14 protein-coding genes are annotated in these 18302 nt (G+C 69.2%); 3 read left to right on the top strand and 11 right to left on the bottom strand.

Going from position 1 to position 18302, the window contains the following annotated elements; translation table 11 throughout:
• Positions 1 to 64 precede the first annotated feature (64 nt).
• Complete coding sequence (gene acnA, locus ACIBVN_RS04480; protein ID WP_397132595.1) at positions 65 to 2794, bottom strand: aconitate hydratase AcnA; 2730 nt, start codon at positions 2792 to 2794, stop codon at positions 65 to 67.
• Between the two features lie 146 nt (positions 2795 to 2940).
• Complete coding sequence (locus tag ACIBVN_RS04475) at positions 2941 to 3669, bottom strand: metal-dependent hydrolase (RefSeq protein ID WP_397132593.1); 729 nt, start codon at positions 3667 to 3669, stop codon at positions 2941 to 2943.
• Between the two features lie 331 nt (positions 3670 to 4000).
• On the opposite strand from ACIBVN_RS04475, the gene ACIBVN_RS04470 reads away from it, so the two are divergent.
• Complete coding sequence (locus ACIBVN_RS04470; protein WP_397132591.1) at positions 4001 to 4738, top strand: PadR family transcriptional regulator; 738 nt, start codon at positions 4001 to 4003, stop codon at positions 4736 to 4738.
• A gap of 26 nt (positions 4739 to 4764) precedes the next feature.
• A complete protein-coding gene (locus tag ACIBVN_RS04465) occupies positions 4765 to 5295 on the top strand; it encodes a DUF1707 domain-containing protein (protein ID WP_397132589.1) in 531 nt (176 codons plus the stop codon).
• 17 nt (positions 5296 to 5312) lie between these two features.
• On the opposite strand, the gene ACIBVN_RS04460 is transcribed toward ACIBVN_RS04465, so the two are convergent.
• The 5 genes from ACIBVN_RS04460 to ACIBVN_RS04440 all read right to left on the bottom strand — a co-directional run bounded on the left by ACIBVN_RS04460 (position 5313) and on the right by ACIBVN_RS04440 (position 10839).
• Positions 5313 to 6188, bottom strand: coding sequence for an ABC transporter ATP-binding protein (locus tag ACIBVN_RS04460; RefSeq protein WP_397132587.1), 876 nt, complete (start codon positions 6186 to 6188; stop codon positions 5313 to 5315).
• A complete protein-coding gene (locus tag ACIBVN_RS04455; RefSeq protein WP_397132585.1) occupies positions 6188 to 7129 on the bottom strand; it encodes an ABC transporter ATP-binding protein in 942 nt (313 codons plus the stop codon). Before ACIBVN_RS04455 ends, ACIBVN_RS04460 begins: the two co-directional genes overlap by 1 nt.
• Positions 7126 to 8010: an ABC transporter permease gene (locus ACIBVN_RS04450; RefSeq protein ID WP_397132583.1), complete on the bottom strand. Its 885-nt coding sequence runs from the start codon at positions 8008 to 8010 to the stop codon at positions 7126 to 7128. The genes ACIBVN_RS04455 and ACIBVN_RS04450 overlap by 4 nt, the downstream gene beginning before the upstream one ends.
• A complete protein-coding gene (locus ACIBVN_RS04445; RefSeq protein ID WP_397132581.1) occupies positions 8007 to 9002 on the bottom strand; it encodes an ABC transporter permease in 996 nt (331 codons plus the stop codon). Before ACIBVN_RS04445 ends, ACIBVN_RS04450 begins: the two co-directional genes overlap by 4 nt.
• A gap of 82 nt (positions 9003 to 9084) precedes the next feature.
• Positions 9085 to 10839, bottom strand: a complete 1755-nt coding sequence (locus ACIBVN_RS04440) for an ABC transporter substrate-binding protein (protein WP_397132579.1) — start codon at positions 10837 to 10839, stop codon at positions 9085 to 9087.
• A 635-nt stretch (positions 10840 to 11474) separates the two neighbouring features.
• Here ACIBVN_RS04440 and ACIBVN_RS04435 point away from each other — a divergent pair.
• Positions 11475 to 12398: a CAP domain-containing protein gene (locus ACIBVN_RS04435; protein WP_397132577.1), complete on the top strand. Its 924-nt coding sequence runs from the start codon at positions 11475 to 11477 to the stop codon at positions 12396 to 12398.
• Here the strand turns inward: ACIBVN_RS04435 and mug are convergent.
• From mug to ACIBVN_RS04415, 4 genes are read right to left on the bottom strand one after another with little or no spacing between them, the layout of a single operon-like run.
• On the bottom strand, positions 12368 to 12883 hold the full coding sequence (mug, locus tag ACIBVN_RS04430; protein WP_397132575.1) for a G/U mismatch-specific DNA glycosylase: 516 nt from the start codon (positions 12881 to 12883) through the stop codon (positions 12368 to 12370). The genes ACIBVN_RS04435 and mug overlap by 31 nt on opposite strands.
• 10 nt (positions 12884 to 12893) lie before the next feature.
• A complete protein-coding gene (locus ACIBVN_RS04425) occupies positions 12894 to 14294 on the bottom strand; it encodes a sugar porter family MFS transporter (RefSeq protein ID WP_397132573.1) in 1401 nt (466 codons plus the stop codon).
• 45 nt (positions 14295 to 14339) lie between these two features.
• Positions 14340 to 16799, bottom strand: a complete 2460-nt coding sequence (locus ACIBVN_RS04420) for a polynucleotide kinase-phosphatase (protein WP_397132571.1) — start codon at positions 16797 to 16799, stop codon at positions 14340 to 14342.
• On the bottom strand, positions 16783 to 18270 hold the full coding sequence (locus ACIBVN_RS04415; RefSeq protein ID WP_397132569.1) for a 3' terminal RNA ribose 2'-O-methyltransferase Hen1: 1488 nt from the start codon (positions 18268 to 18270) through the stop codon (positions 16783 to 16785). The genes ACIBVN_RS04420 and ACIBVN_RS04415 overlap by 17 nt, the downstream gene beginning before the upstream one ends.
• Between the last annotated feature and the right edge of the window lie 32 nt (positions 18271 to 18302).

Here is an 18302-nt window from a genome sequence, read left to right as displayed (position 1 = left end):
GGCTCAAGAAAGCCAAGGGCTCCCGGCCCACGCGCGGCTCATGACCGCGCGCGAGCCCGGGAAGTCACTTCGCGAGCAACGAGCGAAGAACGTACTGCATGATCCCGCCGTGACGGTAGTAGTCGGCCTCGCCCGGCGTGTCGATGCGCACCACCGCGTCGAACTCCACCTCGCCCGCCTTGACGTGGACCGTGCGCGGGATGCCGCCCGAGTTGAGCTCCTCGACGCCCGTGATGTCGAACGTCTCCTCGCCGGTCAGCCCGAGCGCCTCAGCCGATGCCCCCTCGGGGAACTGCAGCGGCAGCACGCCCATGCCGATCAGGTTGGAGCGGTGGATGCGCTCGTACGACTCGGCGATGACCGCGCGCACGCCCAGCAGCGCCGTGCCCTTGGCCGCCCAGTCGCGCGAGGAGCCGGAGCCGTACTCCTTGCCTGCCAGCACCACCAGCGGCGTCTCAGCCGCGGCGTAGTTGACCGAGGCGTCGTAGATGAACGACACCGGCCCGTCGGGCTGGGTGAAGTCGCGGGTGTAGCCGCCCTCGGTGCCCGGCGCGATCTGGTTGCGCAGGCGGATGTTGGCGAACGTGCCGCGGATCATCACCTCGTGGTTGCCGCGCCGCGAGCCGTAGGAGTTGAAGTCCTTCACCTCGACGCCGTTGGCCTGCAGGTATTGCGCGGCCGGGGTGCCGACCTTGATGGAGCCGGCCGGCGAGATGTGGTCCGTGGTGACCGAGTCGCCGACCTTGACCAGCACGCGGGCGCCGGTGATGTCGGTGACGGGCTCGGGCTTGGACGGCATGCCGTCGAAGTACGGGGCCTTGCGCACGTACGTCGAGTCCAGGTCCCACTCGAACGTGTCGCCCGTCGGGATCGGCAGCGAACGCCAGTGGTCGTCGCCCTTGAACACGTCGGCGTAGTCACGCTCGAACATGTCACGGCCGATGGAGGAGTTGACCACCGCCGAGATCTCCTCCGGCGACGGCCAGATGTCCTTCAGGTAGACCGGCTGACCGTCGTTGCCGATGCCGAGCGGCTCGGTGTCGAGGTCGATGTCCATGGTCCCGGCCAGCGCGTACGCCACCACGAGCGGCGGCGAGGCCAGGTAGTTCATCTTGACGTCGGGGTTGATGCGGCCCTCGAAGTTGCGGTTGCCCGACAGCACGGCCGTGACCGCGAGGTCGTTGGCCTGGACTGCCTCGGAGATCTCCGGCGGCAGCGGGCCCGAGTTGCCGATGCAGGTGGTGCAGCCGTAGCCGACGAGGTTGAAGCCGATCTTGTCGAGGTACGGCTGCAGCCCCGAGCGCTCGAAGTAGCCGGTGACCACCTGCGAGCCGGGGGCCAGCGAGGTCTTGACCCACGGCTTGCGGGTCAGGCCCTTGTCGACGGCGTTGCGGGCCAGCAGCGCCGCGCCGAGCATGACGAACGGGTTGGAGGTGTTGGTGCACGAGGTGATCGCGGCGATCGAGACGATGCCGTGGTCGATCTCGAACGAGGTGCCGTCGGCCAGCGTGACGGGCACCGGCTTGTGCGGCCGGCCGCCGTTGGCGGCGGCGTTGGAGGCCGGCGCGTCGGAGGCCGGGAAGGTCTCCTCACCGGCCTCGTCGACCCCGTCGGTCACGTAGTTCTGCACGTCGTGGCGCCAGGTGGCCTTGGCGGCCGACAGCGCGATGCGGTCCTGCGGGCGCTTGGGACCGGCGATCGACGGGACGACGGTGCCGAGGTCGAGCTCGATGTACTCGGAGAAGACCGGCTCGGGCGCGGACGGGTCGAGCCACAGGCCCTGGGTCTTGGCGTACGCCTCGACGAGCGCGATCTGCTCCTCGGAGCGCCCGGTCAGCCGCAGGTAGTCGACGGTCTGGCCGTCGATCGGGAAGATCGCGCAGGTGGAGCCGAACTCGGGGCTCATGTTGCCGATCGTGGCCCGGTCGGCCAGCGGCACGGACGCGACGCCCTCGCCGTAGAACTCCACGAACTTGCCGACCACGCCGTGCTTGCGCAGGATCTCGGTGATCGTCAGCACCAGGTCGGTGGCGGTGGCCCCGGCGGGCAGCTTGCCGCTGAGCTTGAAGCCGACCACGCGCGGGATGAGCATGGAGATCGGCTGGCCGAGCATCGCGGCCTCGGCCTCGATGCCGCCGACGCCCCAGCCCAGGACGCCGATGCCGTTCTCCATGGTGGTGTGGGAGTCGGTGCCGACGCAGGTGTCGGGGTAGGCCTTGCCGTCGCGGGTCATGACCACGCGGGCCAGGTGCTCGATGTTGACCTGGTGGACGATGCCGGTGCCGGGCGGGACGACCTTGAACTCGTCGAAGGCCGTCTGGCCCCAGCGCAGGAACTGGTAGCGCTCGCGGTTGCGCTCGTACTCGCGCTCGACGTTGCGCTGGAACGCGTCCGGGTGGCCGAAGTAGTCGACGATGACCGAGTGGTCGATGACCATCTCAGCCGGCGCGAGCGGGTTGATGCGGGCCGGGTCGCCGCCGAGGTCGCGTACGGCCTCGCGCATGGTGGCCAGGTCGACCACGCAGGGCACGCCGGTGAAGTCCTGCATGATCACGCGGGCGGGCGTGAACTGGATCTCCACGCTCGGCTTCGCGTTCGGGTCCCAGCCGCCCAGCGCACGGATGTGGTCGGCGGTGATGTTCGCGCCGTCCTCGGTGCGGAGGAGGTTTTCCAGCAGGATCTTCAGGCTGTACGGGAGGCGTGCGGCGCCCTCGACGGCATCCAGCCGGAAAATCTCATATGCCGCGTCACCGACGCGTAGCGTGTCACGGCTGCCGAAGCTGTTCGCGGACACGGTGATTCGCCTCCTCCATCAGAAAGGTTTCACAGCAAATCCTGCCGCACTCCTCGGACGGGAACCACGTTAGGTGACCCTAAGTCCGCGAGCGTCACGGCGGATGTCTCGACGTCAAGGTATCTCTAGGATATCTCGACATCAAGTTAAGCAGGGACCAGCCGCCAGAACAGCAGCCCGACGATGGCCACGGACAGGACCGGAGCCAGGATCTTCTGCTCGAACTTCTTGCCCGTCTTGATGCCGATCTTCCACGGCAATAGGAACTTGGCCCCCAGCGGCCACAGCACCGGACATCCCCGCTCGGTCATGCAGTCGCCCACCACATGGATGAAGCAGCCGATCCCGACCGCCAGCCCCAGCCAGGCGTAACCCACCTGGAGCGAGAGGAAGACGGCGTACAGCCCGGCGGTCAGCCCGATGTTGATCAGCGCGGAGCCCACCTTGTTGCCGGGGATGCCGACGCCGATCGCCCGCAGGGCCAGGCCGATGAGCAGCACGACCATGATGTCGCGCCCGATGGGATAGGTGTTGGCCAGCCAGTGCGCCCCGAACCCGAGCGCCACCGCGAACGCCAGCGAGTGGGTGGCCCCGCGGTGCCCGCCGCTGATCCAGGACACGGCCTTACTGAGCACCCACGTGACCGGCCCGAACGTCTGCGCGATCGTCGCGCTCGGATGGTCGAGGTCGGGCAGCATCGCGGCGCCGGCGCAGATGATCGCCCCGGCGATCAGTTCGGCCGGGCTGAGCGCGCCCGCCATGATCCCGGTCTCGATGAAGCGGGAGGACTCGTTCACCAGTGGAAGTGCGGCGAGGGGCGGCGCCAGCCCCAGCCAGGCGATGGCCCCGGTCATCGCGTGAGTGTGCCCCATCATGATCCGGACTGTACGGCAAAGAAGTCCTTTACGCGCCGAGACCCGCCCAGCGGGCCTTCACGATCGCATGGGCACGCGGGTCAGCGTCCGGAATCATCCGGGCAATCTTCCGGGAAACGCAGACGAGGTCGTCTCCGCGGCGACAGCACCCCCCAGCCCTGCCGACGCGGAACGACCTCGTCTGCTGTGAATAACGAGCCCCTCCCCCATCCTGTTCCCGGATTCCGCAACTTTTTCGTGATCTAGCTCACTCAACCCTTAGCCTTGCGAACGACATAGTATCGATATATCGTTGACACATCGAGAACAGATCACGATATAGGGGGAAAGAATGACTTCCGCACAAGCAGCAGGCGGCCAATGGCCCGGCGCGCGCGAGTACCGGCAGGCGGCCCGAGAGGCCAAGCAGGCCGCCCGCGAGGCGTTCAGGGCCATGTCCGAGGCCTTCGGTGAGGGCCACCGTCACCATCACGAGCGTCACGAGCACCGGCAGCGCGGCCGTCGCGGTCCCGGCCCGTTCCCGTTCGACTGGGGCCGCGGCCCGTGGGGCGGCCCCGGCGGGCCGCCGTGGGGCGGTCCCGGCGGCCACCGCGGCTGGGGCAGGGGCCGCAAGGCCAAGCGGGGCGACGTGCGCGCCGCGATCCTGGCCCTGCTCGCCGAGGAGCCGCGCAACGGCTACCAGATCATCCAGGAGATCGCCGAGCGCAGCGAGGGAGGCTGGAAGCCCAGCCCCGGTGCCGTCTACCCGGCATTGCAGCAGCTCACCGACGAGGGCCTGGTGATCTCCGAGGAGAACGAGGGCCGCAAGACCTTCCGCCTCACCGAGGAAGGGCGCAACTACATCGAGGCGCACGCGGACGAGGTCCGGGCCCCGTGGGACGATATGCGGCCGGACATCGACGACAACACCGCCGATCTCTGGCACATCGCCCGGCAGTCCGCCTTCGCGATGATGCAGGTTCTCCAGACCGGGAACGACGCACAAATCCGCGAAGCGCGTAAGACTCTTGTTGAGACCCGGCGCAAGCTCTACCAGATCCTGGCCGACGGCGAACCGGGCGAGGAGTGACCATCACCTTCCGGGAGGGCTTGGGCATGGACCCGAAGGAACTCCGCATCGGCGATGCCGAGCGGGAGCAGACGATGGCCGCACTGCGCGAGCACTTCGCGCAGGGCCGCCTGACCCACGAGGAGCTCGATGAGCGACTCGACCAGGCGCTGGCCTCGAAGACGGCCCGCGACCTCGCGAAGGTGACGGCGGACCTGCCGGGCTCGCCGCAGCCGATGCCCGGCTACGGCGAGCCCGCGGTCCCCCGCTACGACATGGACGGCTGGCGGGACGCGATGGGCGCGCACCGGCGGCAGATGCAGTCCATGCGCCAGGCTCACCGGGACATGCGGCAGTCCATGCACGAGCAGCACCGGGAGATGCGGCGGCAATGGCACCACCACGGCCACCCGTGGCGGCGCCACCGGGGGCCGCACCCGTTCCTCGGCGTGCTGTTCGTGTTCATGGTGCTGGGGCTGATCTTCGGCGGGTTCGGGATCTTCAAGGCGCTGTTCGTGGTGTGGCTCGGGGCCATGCTCTTCAGCGTGATCCACCGGCGCTTCCACTACCGCCGCTGAGGGGTCCGCCCAGCTCGTCAACAGGTCTCGAGCTGGGCGCACGCCACGAAATGGCCGGGCTCGGCCTCCAGCAGTCCCCCGACGGCACCGCGCTGGTGGTACCGGCAGGTGTCCACGGGCGCGGCGTCGTCCCACTCCTCGTGCAGGCGCGGCACGGCCGACAGCAGCTCGCGCGTGTACGGGTGCAGCGGGTCCCCGAAGACCTTCTCCGTCAGGCCCATCTCGACCACGCTCCCCCGGCGCAGCACCACCGTGCGCTCGGCGAGGTAGTTGCCCAGGGACAGGTCGTGCGTGATGTAGAGCACGCCGAGCCCCCTGGCCTTCAGCTCGGCCAGCAGGTTGAGCACGTCGATGCGGGTGGAGGCGTCCAGCATGCTGGTGATCTCGTCGGCCACCAGCAGCTTGATGTCCAGCAGCAGCGCGCGGGCGATGAGCAGGCGCTGGAGCTGGCCGCCGCTGAGCTGGTGCGGGTACTTGCCGAGCACCTGGTCGGGGTTGAGCCGCACGTCACGCAGGGACCCGGCGACCCGGGCGGCCCACTCGGGATCGGGGACGGCCGGGTAGTACGCCTCCTTGATCATGGCGAACACCCGGTCGGCCTTGAACACCGGGTTGAACGAGCTGAACGGGTCCTGGAAGATGCCCTGGATGTGGCGGTAGTACTCCTTGCCGGCCCGGACGGGCCGCCCGTCGAAGGTGATCGAGCCGCTGGTGACCGGGTTCAGGCCGAGGATCATCCGGCCGATCGTGCTCTTGCCGCTGCCGCTCTCGCCGATCAGGGAGACGACCTCGCCGGGCACGACCTCGAAGCTCACGTTCCTGACGGCCGTGACGCTCTTGCCGCCGAAGGCGCCGATCCTGAATTCCTTGGTGACCTCGTCGAGTTTCAGCATCAGGCCTTCCAGCAGGCGACGTGGTGGCCGGGGGCGAGCTCGGCCACGGGCGGGTCCTCGGCGCACTCTTGTCCGGCGATCGGGCAGCGGTCGCGGAAGCGGCAGCCGGTCGGCGGATCGAGCAGGGACGGCGGGCTGCCGGAGATGCCCGCCAGCCTGCGCTCTGCGTAGCGGACACCGACCTCCGGCAGGGAGTCCAGGAGCAGCCTCGTGTACGGATGGCGGGGCGCCTTGACGATCACGTCGGCGGGCGCCTTCTCGGCCAGCTTGCCCGCGTACATGACCATGATCGTGTCGGCGATCTGGTGGGTCAGCGCGATGTCGTGGGTGACGAAGATCATGCTCTTGACGTAGCCGCTCTCGCGGAAGCCGAGCAGGGCGCGGGCGACGGCCTTCTGGGTGGAGACGTCGAGCGCGGAGGTGACCTCGTCGGCGATCAGCAGGGACGGGTCGAGCAGCGTGGAGATGACCATCACCATGCGCTGCTTCATGCCGCCGGACAGCTCGATCGGGTAGCGGTCGAGCACCTCGCGGGGCAGTCCGACCTGGGCCATCCGGCGCTCCAGCTCCGGGGTGTCCACCTGCTCGCCCCTCGACCTGAGCAGCTCGCCGACCATCTTGCGGATCTTGCGGGTGGGGTTGAGCGCGCTCATGGCGTACTGCGGGATGAGGGAGACCTGTTTGAAGCGGAAGTCGTTCATCCGGCGGTCGTCGGCGATGGGCAGCTCCCGGCCGTCGAGCACGACCCGGCCGCCGGCGTGGCGCATGCGGCCGTCCATGCGGATGAGGCTCTTGCCCAGCGTGCTCTTGCCGCAGCCGGACTCGCCGACCAGGCCGAGGATCTCGCCGTCCGACAGTTCGAAGGACATGCCGTCGAGCGCCCGGACCTCGCCCCTGAGCGTGCGGTAGTACACCCTCAGCTCGCTGACCTGCAGGCTCATGTCTCCCTCAGTTTCGGGTTGAAGACCTCGTCGAGGCCGACGTTGGCCACGTACAGGGCGCCCACGATGGCGGTGATGGCCGCGCCCGGCGGCACGAACCACCACCACATGCCGAGCTGGAGCGCGCTCCACTGGTTGGCGTTCTGCAGCATCAGGCCGAGCGAGACGCCCTCGGTGGGGCCGAGGCCGATGAAGTCGAGCGAGGAGGCGATGAGGATCGCGCCGCCGAACAGCAGGATGAACGTCATGAACAGGTAGGAGCTCATGTTCGGCGCGATCTCCCTGGTGATGATCTTCCAGGTGCCCGCGCCGCTCATCCGCGCCAGGTCCACGAACTCGCGGGTACGCAGCGAGAACGTCTGTGCCCTGATCGCCCGCGCCGCCCACGGCCACTGCGTCAGGCCGATGAACAGGCCCTGCACGGCCACGCTCCTGATGCCCAGGTACGCGTTGATGATCAGCAGCACGGCCAGGGTGGGGATGACCAGGATGACGTTGGTCAGCATGTTGAGCACCTCGTCGACGATGCCGCCGCGGTAGCCGGCCACGAAGCCGACGAGCATGCCGATGGCCGCCGCGATGCCGCCGCCGACCACGCCCACGGCGAAGGTGCTGCGCAGGCCGTACCCGAACTGGAGGAAGATGTCCTGGCCGAACGTGGTGGTGCCGAACCAGTGCTCGGCCGAGGGCGGGCTCATGGGGCGGGGGCCGTACTCGTTGGGGGTGCCGCCGGTCAGCACGGGCCCGATGAGGCCCAGCAGGAGCAGCACCAGCACGAGGCCGAAGCCGAACATCAGCTTGCCGTTGCGGACGGCGAAGTAGAGCGCCTCGCGCCGGATCCCGGCGCGCTCGCGCGGGGCGACTTCCTGGAGTGCCGTCATGCCTGCGCACCCGCCATTCCCGCCCTGGTACGCGGATCGACCACGACGTAGACGATGTCGATGATGAAGTTGGCGATCAGCACGCCGAGCACGATGAACAGGAACGTGCCCTGGAGCAGGAAGAAGTCCTTGTTCTTGATGGCGTTGAGAATCAGGCTGCCCAGCCCCGGGTAGGCGAAGACGATCTCGGTGACCAGGGCTCCGGCCACGATCACGCCGAGCTGCAGTGCCAGGCCGGTGATCTGGGGCAGGACGGCGTTGCGGAAGGCGTACCTGCGGATGAGCCTGGCCGGCGCGCCGAGCGCGGACAGGTAGTTCGAGTAGTCGGACTCCAGCTCATAGATGATCATGTTGCGCATGCCGATGGCCCAGCCGCCCAGCGCCACCAGGAACAGCGACAGGAACGGCAGCGTCCAGTGGTGCAGCAGGTCGAGCAGGAACGTCCACGACCAGTTGGGCCGCATCGAGAAGCTGTAGCCGCCGGCCACCGGGAACAGGCCCGTGATCACGCCGAGCGCCCACGCCAGGAGCACGGCCAGCCACATGTACGGCATCGCGGTCAGGACGTACCCGACCGGGAGCACGGTGTTGTCGAGCAGCTTGCGCCGGGCGGCGTACGCGCCGAACCGGTTGCCCACCACCCAGCTCAGCAGCACCGACGGGATGATCAACCCCAGCGTGTACGGCACCGCGTTCGTGATCACGGTGCTGACCGGGGTCGGGAACAGCCAGATGCTGATCCCGAAGTCGCCCCGCAGCAGCGCGGCCCAGAAGTTGAGGTACTGCGTGATCAACGGCTGGTCGAAGCCGAAGAGGTTGTTGTAGTAGGCCCGCATCGCCTCCGCGGCGGCGGGCTGGGTGACGTTGGCCCTGGCGACCATGCTCGCCACCGGGTCGCCCGGCATGAAACGCGGGATCATCCAGTTGACGGTGACCGCGACGAAGAAGGTCAGCCCGTATATGAGCAGTTTTCTGCCGAAATATCGACGCACGTGATGGTTTCTCCGTGAGTGCCGTGAGAGCCGTGAGAGCCGCGAGAGCCCCCGCTCCTGGCCGGAGCGGGGGGCGATGGGGTCAGGAGCCGGCGGGCTGAAGCTGCGTGAGGGTCTCGAAGCCACCCAGCTCGAACCAGTTGTGCCACATCACGGCCGGGGTCTTGGGCGTGCTGCCCGCCGCAGCCGGCCAGTTCTTCCAGACCTGGTTGCTCGACTGCGCCCACAGGCCGTTGTACCAGAGCGGGATCACCGGCAGATCGTCCAGGTGGATCTGCTGGAGCTGGGAGACGATCTTCTTCATGCCCTCGACGTCGTCGGTCTTGACCTGGTCGAGCTGCTTGGTCAGGTCCCAGGCCTGCTTGTTCTCGTAGCGGGCGAAGTTGACGGTGTTCTGCTGTTTCTGGATCGGGAGCTGGAAGATGTACTCGTAGTAGGTGTACGGCGAGTTCGACAGCTGCCGCTCGTTGTTGATCAGCAGGTCGAAGTCGCCCTTGCTGCGCTTCTCCACCAGGGCGTTGAAGTCGGGGAAGTCCGGGGTGACCTGGATGCCGGCGGTCTTGGCGCTGGCGGCGATGGACCTGGCCGACTCCATCCAGTCCGTCCAGCCGGACGGCACGATGACGGTCAGGCTGAGCTTGGAGCCGTCCTTGTTCTCGACGTAGCCGTCGCCGTCGGTGTCCTTGTAACCGGCGTCGGCCAGCATCGTCTTCGCCTTGGCCGCGTCGAAGGCGAACCCGGACTTGCCCACCACGTTCTGGTCGACGTACTGCTCCCACTGCGGCAGCAGGCCGGTCGGGCTGGCGGCCTTGACGAGGTTGCCGTACACGCCTTCGACGATCTTCTTGACGTCGATCGAGGTGGCGAGCGCCTTGCGGAAGGCGGGGTCGTCCAGCGGCTTCCTGGTGGTGTTGGGCACCAGCCACGCGGTGTTGGCCGACAACATGTACGGCGGCTCGTTGTAGTAGGTCGTCAGGCCGAAGTTGCCCTTGACCAGGTTGGCCACGCCGGGCAGGAAGTTGTTGCTCAGGTCCATGCCCTTCTGCAGCAGCAGGCCGAGCGCGACCTCGTTGCTCGGGGTGGCGATGTCCACGATGTAGCGCGGCTTGGGCTCCATGTTCAGCGCGCTCTTGCCCCACCAGTCGTCACGCCGCCGCAGCACGACGCGGTCCTGGTCCTTGGCCATGAACGTGTACGCGCCCGTGCCCACCGGGTTCTCGTTGATCCCGTCGAGCACCTCCTTCTCCGAGCGGCCCTTCCAGATGTGCTCGGGGACGATCGACCGGTTGAAGAGGTTGAAGTCCCACTGCTGGTAGTTGGCCGTGGCGAAGGTGAACTTCACCGTCTGGTCGTCCACGGCCCCGACGCTCTTCAGCCAGGTCCACAGGTTGTGGTACGGGATCGTCTCCATCTTGCCGAGCTCGAAGGAGAACACCACGTCCTTGGCCGTCAGAGGCTTGCCGTCGGACCACTTGACGCCCTGGCGGAGCTTGGCCTGGTAGGTCTTGTCGTCGGCCCACGAGCCGCTCTCGGCCAGCCAGGGAGTCAGCTTGCCCGCGGTCGCGTCATAGTGGAACAGCGTCTCGTACACCAGGCCCTTCGTGCCCGTGGCATGGTCCCATTCCCTGATGGGGTTGAAGTTGGCGGGCGGGCCCCACTGGGTGCCGGTCGTGTAGAGCGTCTCGTTGCGCGGCAGCGAGTCAGGGTTGGCGGGGGCCGCCGCACCCTGGCTGGCCTGGCCGGCCGGCGGGGTCGGCGTGGCTCCGCCACCGGTGCAGGCCGCGGCGAGCAGGCCCGCCGCCACGAGCGGAATCATGATCCGAGCCCGGTTACGCATCGCTTCTCTCCTTCCTCCGCGCCAGGCGCGAAGGTTCGCACGTCTTGTCGACACCCCGATGGGCCGGCTGCTCTCGAAACGGACCGCGTGCTCCGACTAGCTGGGAGCGCTCCCAGGCCAGTCACAAAAACGCTCCCGCCTTGGCGCCGGTGAGCGATCACTCTTCAGTAGTCGCAGGTCGCCGGACCTGCTGAACCGGATAAGTAACGTGACCGTAAAATCCTGAATCAGTGCCGTCAATAGCCGTAACGGTTTCGAGACGTGCTGCCCGCAAACGCTCTCACGGCCGGAAATGCGGGCTGCCCAGGCAGAACGTGAGCGAGCCGGCTAACCGGTTCAACGTGGGCACCGAAGCCGGCGGGCCCTACCACCGCGCGAACCCGGGCACGGACGCCTGCCCTCTGAACCGGACGCCACCCCGGTGCGTACCTTCAGGCAACCGTGACGGAGATGGTGGCTCGCGAAGCCCGATGGCGCAGGAGTTCCGGGCCTGCGCCGCGGCGACGCAGACGCCTCAACGATCACTTTGGTTTACCCGAGTCTTGTGGCAAATGCCCCAATTTGATGACAAAACGGTCTCAACCCGACAGAATGCCTAGCCATCCAGCGTCTATCGCAACTGGAGGCAACCCCCTATGCGTGGACCCCTTGGGGTATTCGGCGGGCTCGTGAGCCTGGCGGCGCTCTCCGTGGCCGGCTGTGCGGCCGAGCCCTCGGCACAGGGCGCGGCACAAGCACCGGCCCCGCCGGCGGCGCAGGGCACCACTGCGGCGCCGGGCCCGGCGGCACGCGGCTCGGCGGCGTCGCGGGGCTCGGAAGTGTCGTCGGAGGCCTCGTGCCGTGTGCGCGTGGCCAAGCCCCGGCTCGGCGCCAAACGCAAGATCACGTCGTTCGCCACCCGTCGCGGCTGCGCCGATCCGGCGCTGCTGCGTATCCGCATCATGCGCGCCGTCCCCGGCACCGACCCCGTCGTCAAGAGCGGGGCCACCAAGAACGACCGCATCAACCTCGCACTCCCCTGCAAATCGGGCACCTATTACGCGTTCGCCACCGACTACCGCGGTCGCACCGCCAAGTCCAGGGCCGCCAAGCTGACCTGCGCCCCCGCGGTCACGCCCGCGCCCACCGGCACGTCCACGCCCGCCACGGTCCCGTCCCCGAGCGGGGTCGGCACGCCCCAGGAGAACGAGGTCCTCAGGCTGACCAACGCCGAGCGGGCGAAGGGCGGCTGCGCGCCGCTCAAGTTCGACCCGCTGCTCCGCAAGGCCGCGTTCGGCCACTCCGCCGACATGGCGAAGCAGAACTACTTCGACCACGACTCGAAGGACGGCCGCGATTTCATGGACCGGGTCAGGGCCGCCGGCTTCACCGGAGGGAACGCCTTCGCAGAGAACATCGCCTTCGGCCAGCTCACCCCGGCCTCAGTGGTCCAGGGCTGGATGGACAGCCCGGGTCACCGGGCCAACATCATGAACTGCAGGTACAACCTCATCGGCGTCGGCGCGGCCAAGAACTCCCAGGGCCGGATCTACTGGACCCAGGACTTCGTCGCCAAGTAGCCGCGCAGGCGGCCCATCTCGCCGGCGATGGTGGCCAGGGTCCAATGGGCGTTCAGCCCGCTGGGATTGGGCAGCACCCAGACCCTGGCTCCGCCGACGAGCTCGTCCTGAGGGCCGATGCGGGCCTTGGGGCGGGCGAAGGCCGTCCGGTAGGCCGAGATCCCCAGTACGGCGAGCATCTTGGGCGCCACGTCGGCCACCTTCGCCGCCAGCGCCAGTCCGCCCTCGATCAGCTCCTGCCTGGTCAGCTCCGATGCCTTGGCGCTGGGGCGGGCCACGACGTTCGTGATGCCGAGGCCGTACGAGGGGAGGAGATGCTGCTCGGCAGGCGCCAGCAGGCGCGGTGTGAAGCCGGACAGGTGCAGCGCGGGCCAGAAGCGGTTGCCCGGGCGGGCGAAGTGGTGGCCGGTGGCCTCGGACATGAGGCCGGGGTTGATGCCGCAGAACAGCACGTCGAGCCCGGGACCCAGGACGTCGTCGATCACATGCCGGAGATTAGCCCATGTCTTCGAGTTTGCGGCCCTTGGTCTCCCGCACCCACTTGATGACGAAGAGGAACGACAGCAGCGCGAAGAACGCGTACATGGCGTAGGTGGCCGGCAGGTTCCACTGCGCCAGCGCCGGGAACGACACCGTGATCGCCCAGTTCGCGAGCCACTGCGCTCCCGCCGCGACGCCCAGGGCGGCGGCGCGGATGCGGTTGGGGAACATCTCCCCCAGCAGCACCCAGACCACCACGCCCCAGGACAGCGCGAAGAACAGCACGAACACGTTGGCCGCCACGAGCGCGATCGGCCCCTGCGGGTCCGGCAGCGTGACCGACTTCCCCACGACCTGGGCGGCGCTGAACGCCCACGAGGCGGTGGCAAGGGCGACCGTCATCCCGGCCGAGCCGATCAGGAGCAGCGGCCGGCGCCCGATCTTGTCCACCAGCGAGATCGCGATGAACGTGCCCACGATGTTGATGATCGAGCTGGAGAAGCTGATCAGCAGCGAGTCGGCCTGGTTGATGCCGACCGACTGCCACAGCACGGACGAGTAGTAGAAGATCACGTTGATGCCGACGAACTGCTGGAACACCGACAGGGTGATCCCGATCCAGACGATCGGCAGCAGCCCGAACGCCGGCCCGCGCAAGTCCTTCATCGTCGGCACGCGCTGGGTGCGCAGCACGTGCTGGATCTCCGCGATGCGGGTGTCGAGGTCGACGTCCTCGCCCTCCACCTCGGCCAGCACCTCGCGCGCCCTCCTCGTGCGTCCGGCCATGATCAGGTAGCGCGGCGACTCCGGGATGGTCAGGGCGAACACCAGGTAGAGCACGGCGGGCACGAAGCAGGCGCCCAGCATCCACTGCCAGGCCTGCAGGGCGCCCAGAGGGTTGTTCACGTTGCCGCCGGCCAGCTGGACGATCAGGTAGTTGACGAGCTGCGAGACCGCGATGCCGAGCACGATGGCCAGCTGCTGGAACGAGCCCAGCCGGCCCCGGTAGGCGGGCGGGGCCACCTCGGCGATGTACGCGGGGCTGATCACCGACGCCATGCCGATCGCGAAGCCCGCGACCACGCGCCAGAACGCGAGGGCCCAGACGGAGAACGGCAGCATCTGCCCGATCGAGCTGATCGCGAACAGCAACGCCGCCACCTGCATCGTCCTGGTGCGCCCCAGCCGGTCGGCCAGCCCGCCGCCCGCCCACGCCCCCACGGCGGATCCGAGCAGCGCGATGGCCACCACGACACCCGTCTCGACCGGCCCCACGCGGAAGTACTTCTGGATCCCGACGACCGCGCCGTTGATGACTGCGCTGTCGTAGCCGAACAGGAACCCGCCCATGGCCGCGGCCGCCGTGATGAACACCACGTGGCCGAGATGCTCGTGCTGGGTGTGGTTGGTCGCCATGCAGGTCCTCCCCCGAGGTGGGGGAGATACCCGCAGGCCAGGCCGTTAAAGCCGCGGGTCGACCGGCTCGGACTCCAGGGCCAGCACGGCGAAGACCGGCTCGTGCACCCGCCAGCCCGCCTCCCCGTCGGCCAGCCGCGACAGCGCCTCCAGCCCCAGCGCGTACTCGCGCAGCGCCATCGAGCGCTTCTTGCCCAGGAAGCGCCTGCGCAGCACGTCGAGCGACTCGGTGTAGTCGGGGCCGTAAATGATGCGCAGGTATTCGCGCCCGCGTACCTTCACTCCCGGCTGCACCCGCCCGGGCGCGTAGGCGGCGGGCTTGACCACCATGCCCTCGCCGCCCGCCGCCGTCATCGACTCCCACCACGCGGTCGCCTCCGCGCGGGACTCCGGCGAGTCGAGCGTGACGAAGACGTGCTCGGTACGGGTGATCAGCGGCGAGTCGAGCAGCGCCAGCGTGGACAGGTGCCAGGCGTGCGGCTCCAGCGCGGTGGCCCGCCCCTCGCAGGCCAGGATCTGGAACGGCGCCAGCCGGACGCCCTCCAGACCGTCGACCGGCCAGCAGTACCGTGCGTAAGCGTCGCGGAAAAGGGCAGCGTTGTGGGAGCGGCGGCGGGTGCGATGCAGCAGATCGCCCACATCCAGCCCGCGCCCTGCCGCCGCCTCCAAGGCCGAGACCGCCTCGGGCAGCGCGGCGCGGGCGGCCGCCCCGACGGAGGCGTACTGCGACCTGATCAGCTCGCCGGCCTTCGCCGACCAGGGCAGCAGCTCGCAGTCGAGCACCACCCAGTCAGAGCCGAGCTCGGCCCACAGCGGCTCGCACGCCTCGCGCAGCCGCGTGACCAGCGGCGCCATGTCGTTGAAGAACGGCCGCCCGGTGCGCGTGTAGACGGCGCCGGCGCTGCCGTCCGTCACCCCGAACCTGGCCGCCGCCACCTCCGGCGTCCTGGCCAGCACGGCGACCGCCCGGGAGCCCATGTGCTTCTCCTCGCACACGACCTCGCGCACCCCGGCGGCGGCGAACTCCTCGAACGCCTCGTGCGGGTGCTCCAGGTAGCCGTCCAGCTGGGACGTCTCCGGCGGCGCCATGGTGGGCGGCAGGTAGACCAGCCAGCGCGGGTCCACCGCGAACCGGCTCATGACCTCGAGGGCGGCGGCCGCGTTCTCCTCCATGACCTTGACCCGGGTGCCGAACCCGGTCTCGACGTGCCGGGTGCCGATCACGTCGTTGATGTCCAGCATGCCGGGATCGCGGGCCGCGCAGCCGAGTGGCTTGGCCGGCTCGTACCAGACCTTCTCCGCGGGGACCTGGACGATCTGGCGTTCGGGGTAGCGCAGCGCGGTCAGGTGACCGCCGAAGACGCAGCCAGTGTCGAGGCAGATCGTGTTGTTGACCCACTCGGGGCGGAGCGTGGGGGTGTGGCCGTAGACGACCATGGCCCTGCCGCGGTACTCCTCCGCCCACGGGTAGCGGACCGGCAGGCCGTACTCGTCGGTCTCGCCGGTCGTGTCGCCGTACAGGGCGAACGCGCGCACCCGCCCGGAGGCGCGGCCGTGGTAGGCCTCCTTCAGGCCCGCGTGCGCGACGACCAGGCGGCCGCCGTCGAGCCGGTAGTGGCTGAGCAGGCCGTCCATGAACGTCCTGGCCCGCTCCACGAACTCGGGCGGCTGCTCGGCGAGCTGGTCGAGCGACTCCTGCAGGCCGTGCGCGACCTTGACCTTGCGGCCGTTGAGCGCGCGCACCAGCTTCTGCTCGTGGTTGCCGGCCACGCAGATCGCGGTGCCCGCCTCGACCATGTCCATCACCAGGCGCAGCACGCCGGGCATGTCCGGCCCGCGGTCCACCAGGTCGCCGACGAACACGGCGGTGCGGCCCTCAGGATGCGCGAGCCCCTCCCAGCCGAGCCTGCGCAGCAGCGCCTCCAGCTCGGAGCGACAGCCGTGGATGTCGCCGATGATGTCGAAGGGGCCGGTCAGCTCGGTCTTGTCGGACCACGCCTTCTCGTACGTGATCACCGCGTCGTCGATCTCGTCGGGGCCGCGCAGCACGTGCACCCGCCTGAAGCCGTCGTTGGAGATCCTGCTCAGCGAGCGCCGCAGGTCCTTGCGCTGGCGGATCACCACGCCGCGGCCGAAATCGCGGTCGGGGCGGGCGGCGTTGCGCTCGACGGCCACCTCCTCCGGCACGTCGAGCACGATCGCGTCGCACAGCACGTCGTGCTGCCTGGCCAGCTCGATCAGGCTCTTGCGGGCGGCGTACTGGACGTTGGTGGCGTCGACCACGGTGAACAGGCCCCTGGCCAGCCGCACGCCGACGATGTGGTGCAGCAGGTCGAAGGCCGCCGGGGTGGCCGCCTGGTCGTTCTCGTCGTCGGCGACCAGGCCGCGGCAGAAGTCGGAGGAGATGACCTGCGTGGGCTTGAAGTGCTTCCTGGCGAACGTCGACTTGCCGCTGCCCGAGACGCCGACGAGCACCACCAGGGACAGCTCAGGAACGCTGATCATGGGTGAAGACTCCCATCTGGGTGGGCGGGCCGACCTCGGGGTCGTCGTCGCCGACCGGTTCGAACGTGACGTGGTAGCCGTACTCGCCGGCCACGCGGGTGGCCCAGGCGGCGAACTCGGCGCGGGTCCACTCGAAGCGGTGGTCGGGGTGGCGCAGCCCGGTCAGGAACTCGTAACGGACGTTGTGCTCGATGTTGGGGGTGGTGACGAGCACGTGCTGGGGGCGGGCGTGGCCGAACACGACGTGCTCGAGCGCGGCCAGCCGGGGCGGGTCGACGTGCTCGATCACCTCCATGAGCACGGCGGCGTCGTAGCCGGACAGGCGCTTGTCGGTGTATGTGAGCGCGCCCTGGAACAACGTGAGCCTGGCGCGCTTGCTGTCGGGCATGCGGTCGAGGCGCAGCTTGCGGGCGGCGATGGTGAGCGCCATCGACGACACGTCCATGCCGCTCACCCGGGCGAACCTGGGCCTGGCCAGCAGCGCGCCGACCAGCTCGCCCTGGCCGCAGCCGAGGTCGACCACGCTGACCGCGCCCAGCTCCTCCAGCTTGGCCAGCACCGCCTCGCGTCTGCGGACGTTCAGCGGCTTCGCCTTGGGGGCCTCCTCCTGGGCGGCCTCCTCCTGGGGCGCGTCGCCCTGGGCCTCGGCCTCCGCGGCGGCCGCCTCGTCGGCGGCGGTCTCCCCGGCGGGCGCGTCCTCCTCGACCGCGGGCTCCAGCTCCTCCTCGGTCTCGTCGCCCAGCTCCGCCAGCCGTGCCAGCGCGGTGCGGGCCAGCGCCCAGCGCCGCCCCAGGTAGCGCCGGGTGATCAGGCCGCGCTCGGGGTGACCGTGCAGCCATCCCTCACCGGCCCTGATCAGCTTGTCGACCTCGTCGGGCGCGATCCAGTAGTGCTTGCCGTCGTCGAGCACGGGCAGCAGCACGTACAGGTGGTTGAGCGCGTCGGCGAGGCGCGCCGTCCCGCGCAGGGTGAGCCGGACGTAACGCGACTGGCCCCACTCGGGGAAGCCCTCGTCGAGCGGCAAGGCCTGCGCGTCCACCGCCCAGCCGAGCGGCTCGAACAGCCGCGCCGCCAGCTCCGGGCCGCCCCGGCAGGGCAGCGCGGGCAGCCGCAGCTCCAGCGGCAGCGGCGTGCCCGGCAGCTCAGGCCTGGCCTTGCACCGGCCGGACCGCGCGGTGCGGAACACGTCCGCCAGCGCCACGGCCAGCAGCGAGGAGGCCGCGTACGGGCGGTCGTTGACGTACTGCGACAGGCTGAAGTCGGGCGAGCTCTTGCCGCGCGACCTGACCAGCGCGATCGGGTCCACCTCGAGCATGAGCGCCACCGTGCAGCGCTCGTCGCCCGCTTCGGGGTAGAACACCGTGGCCGTGCCGAACGACTGACCGAACTCCTGCACCCGCTCGGGATGCTTGTGCAGGAGGAAGCCCAGATCGGTGGCGGGCCTCGCGGTGGTGGTGATCGTCAGCAGCACGCCCCAAGTCTGCCGTACCCCCGCGAAGCGCC

Origin of the sequence: Nonomuraea sp. NPDC049400, assembly GCF_044466425.1 — a bacterium.
Lineage (GTDB): Bacteria > Actinomycetota > Actinomycetes > Streptosporangiales > Streptosporangiaceae > Nonomuraea.
The sequence above is the reverse complement of the archived record's forward strand: the minus strand, read 5'-3'. Positions and strand labels throughout refer to the sequence as shown.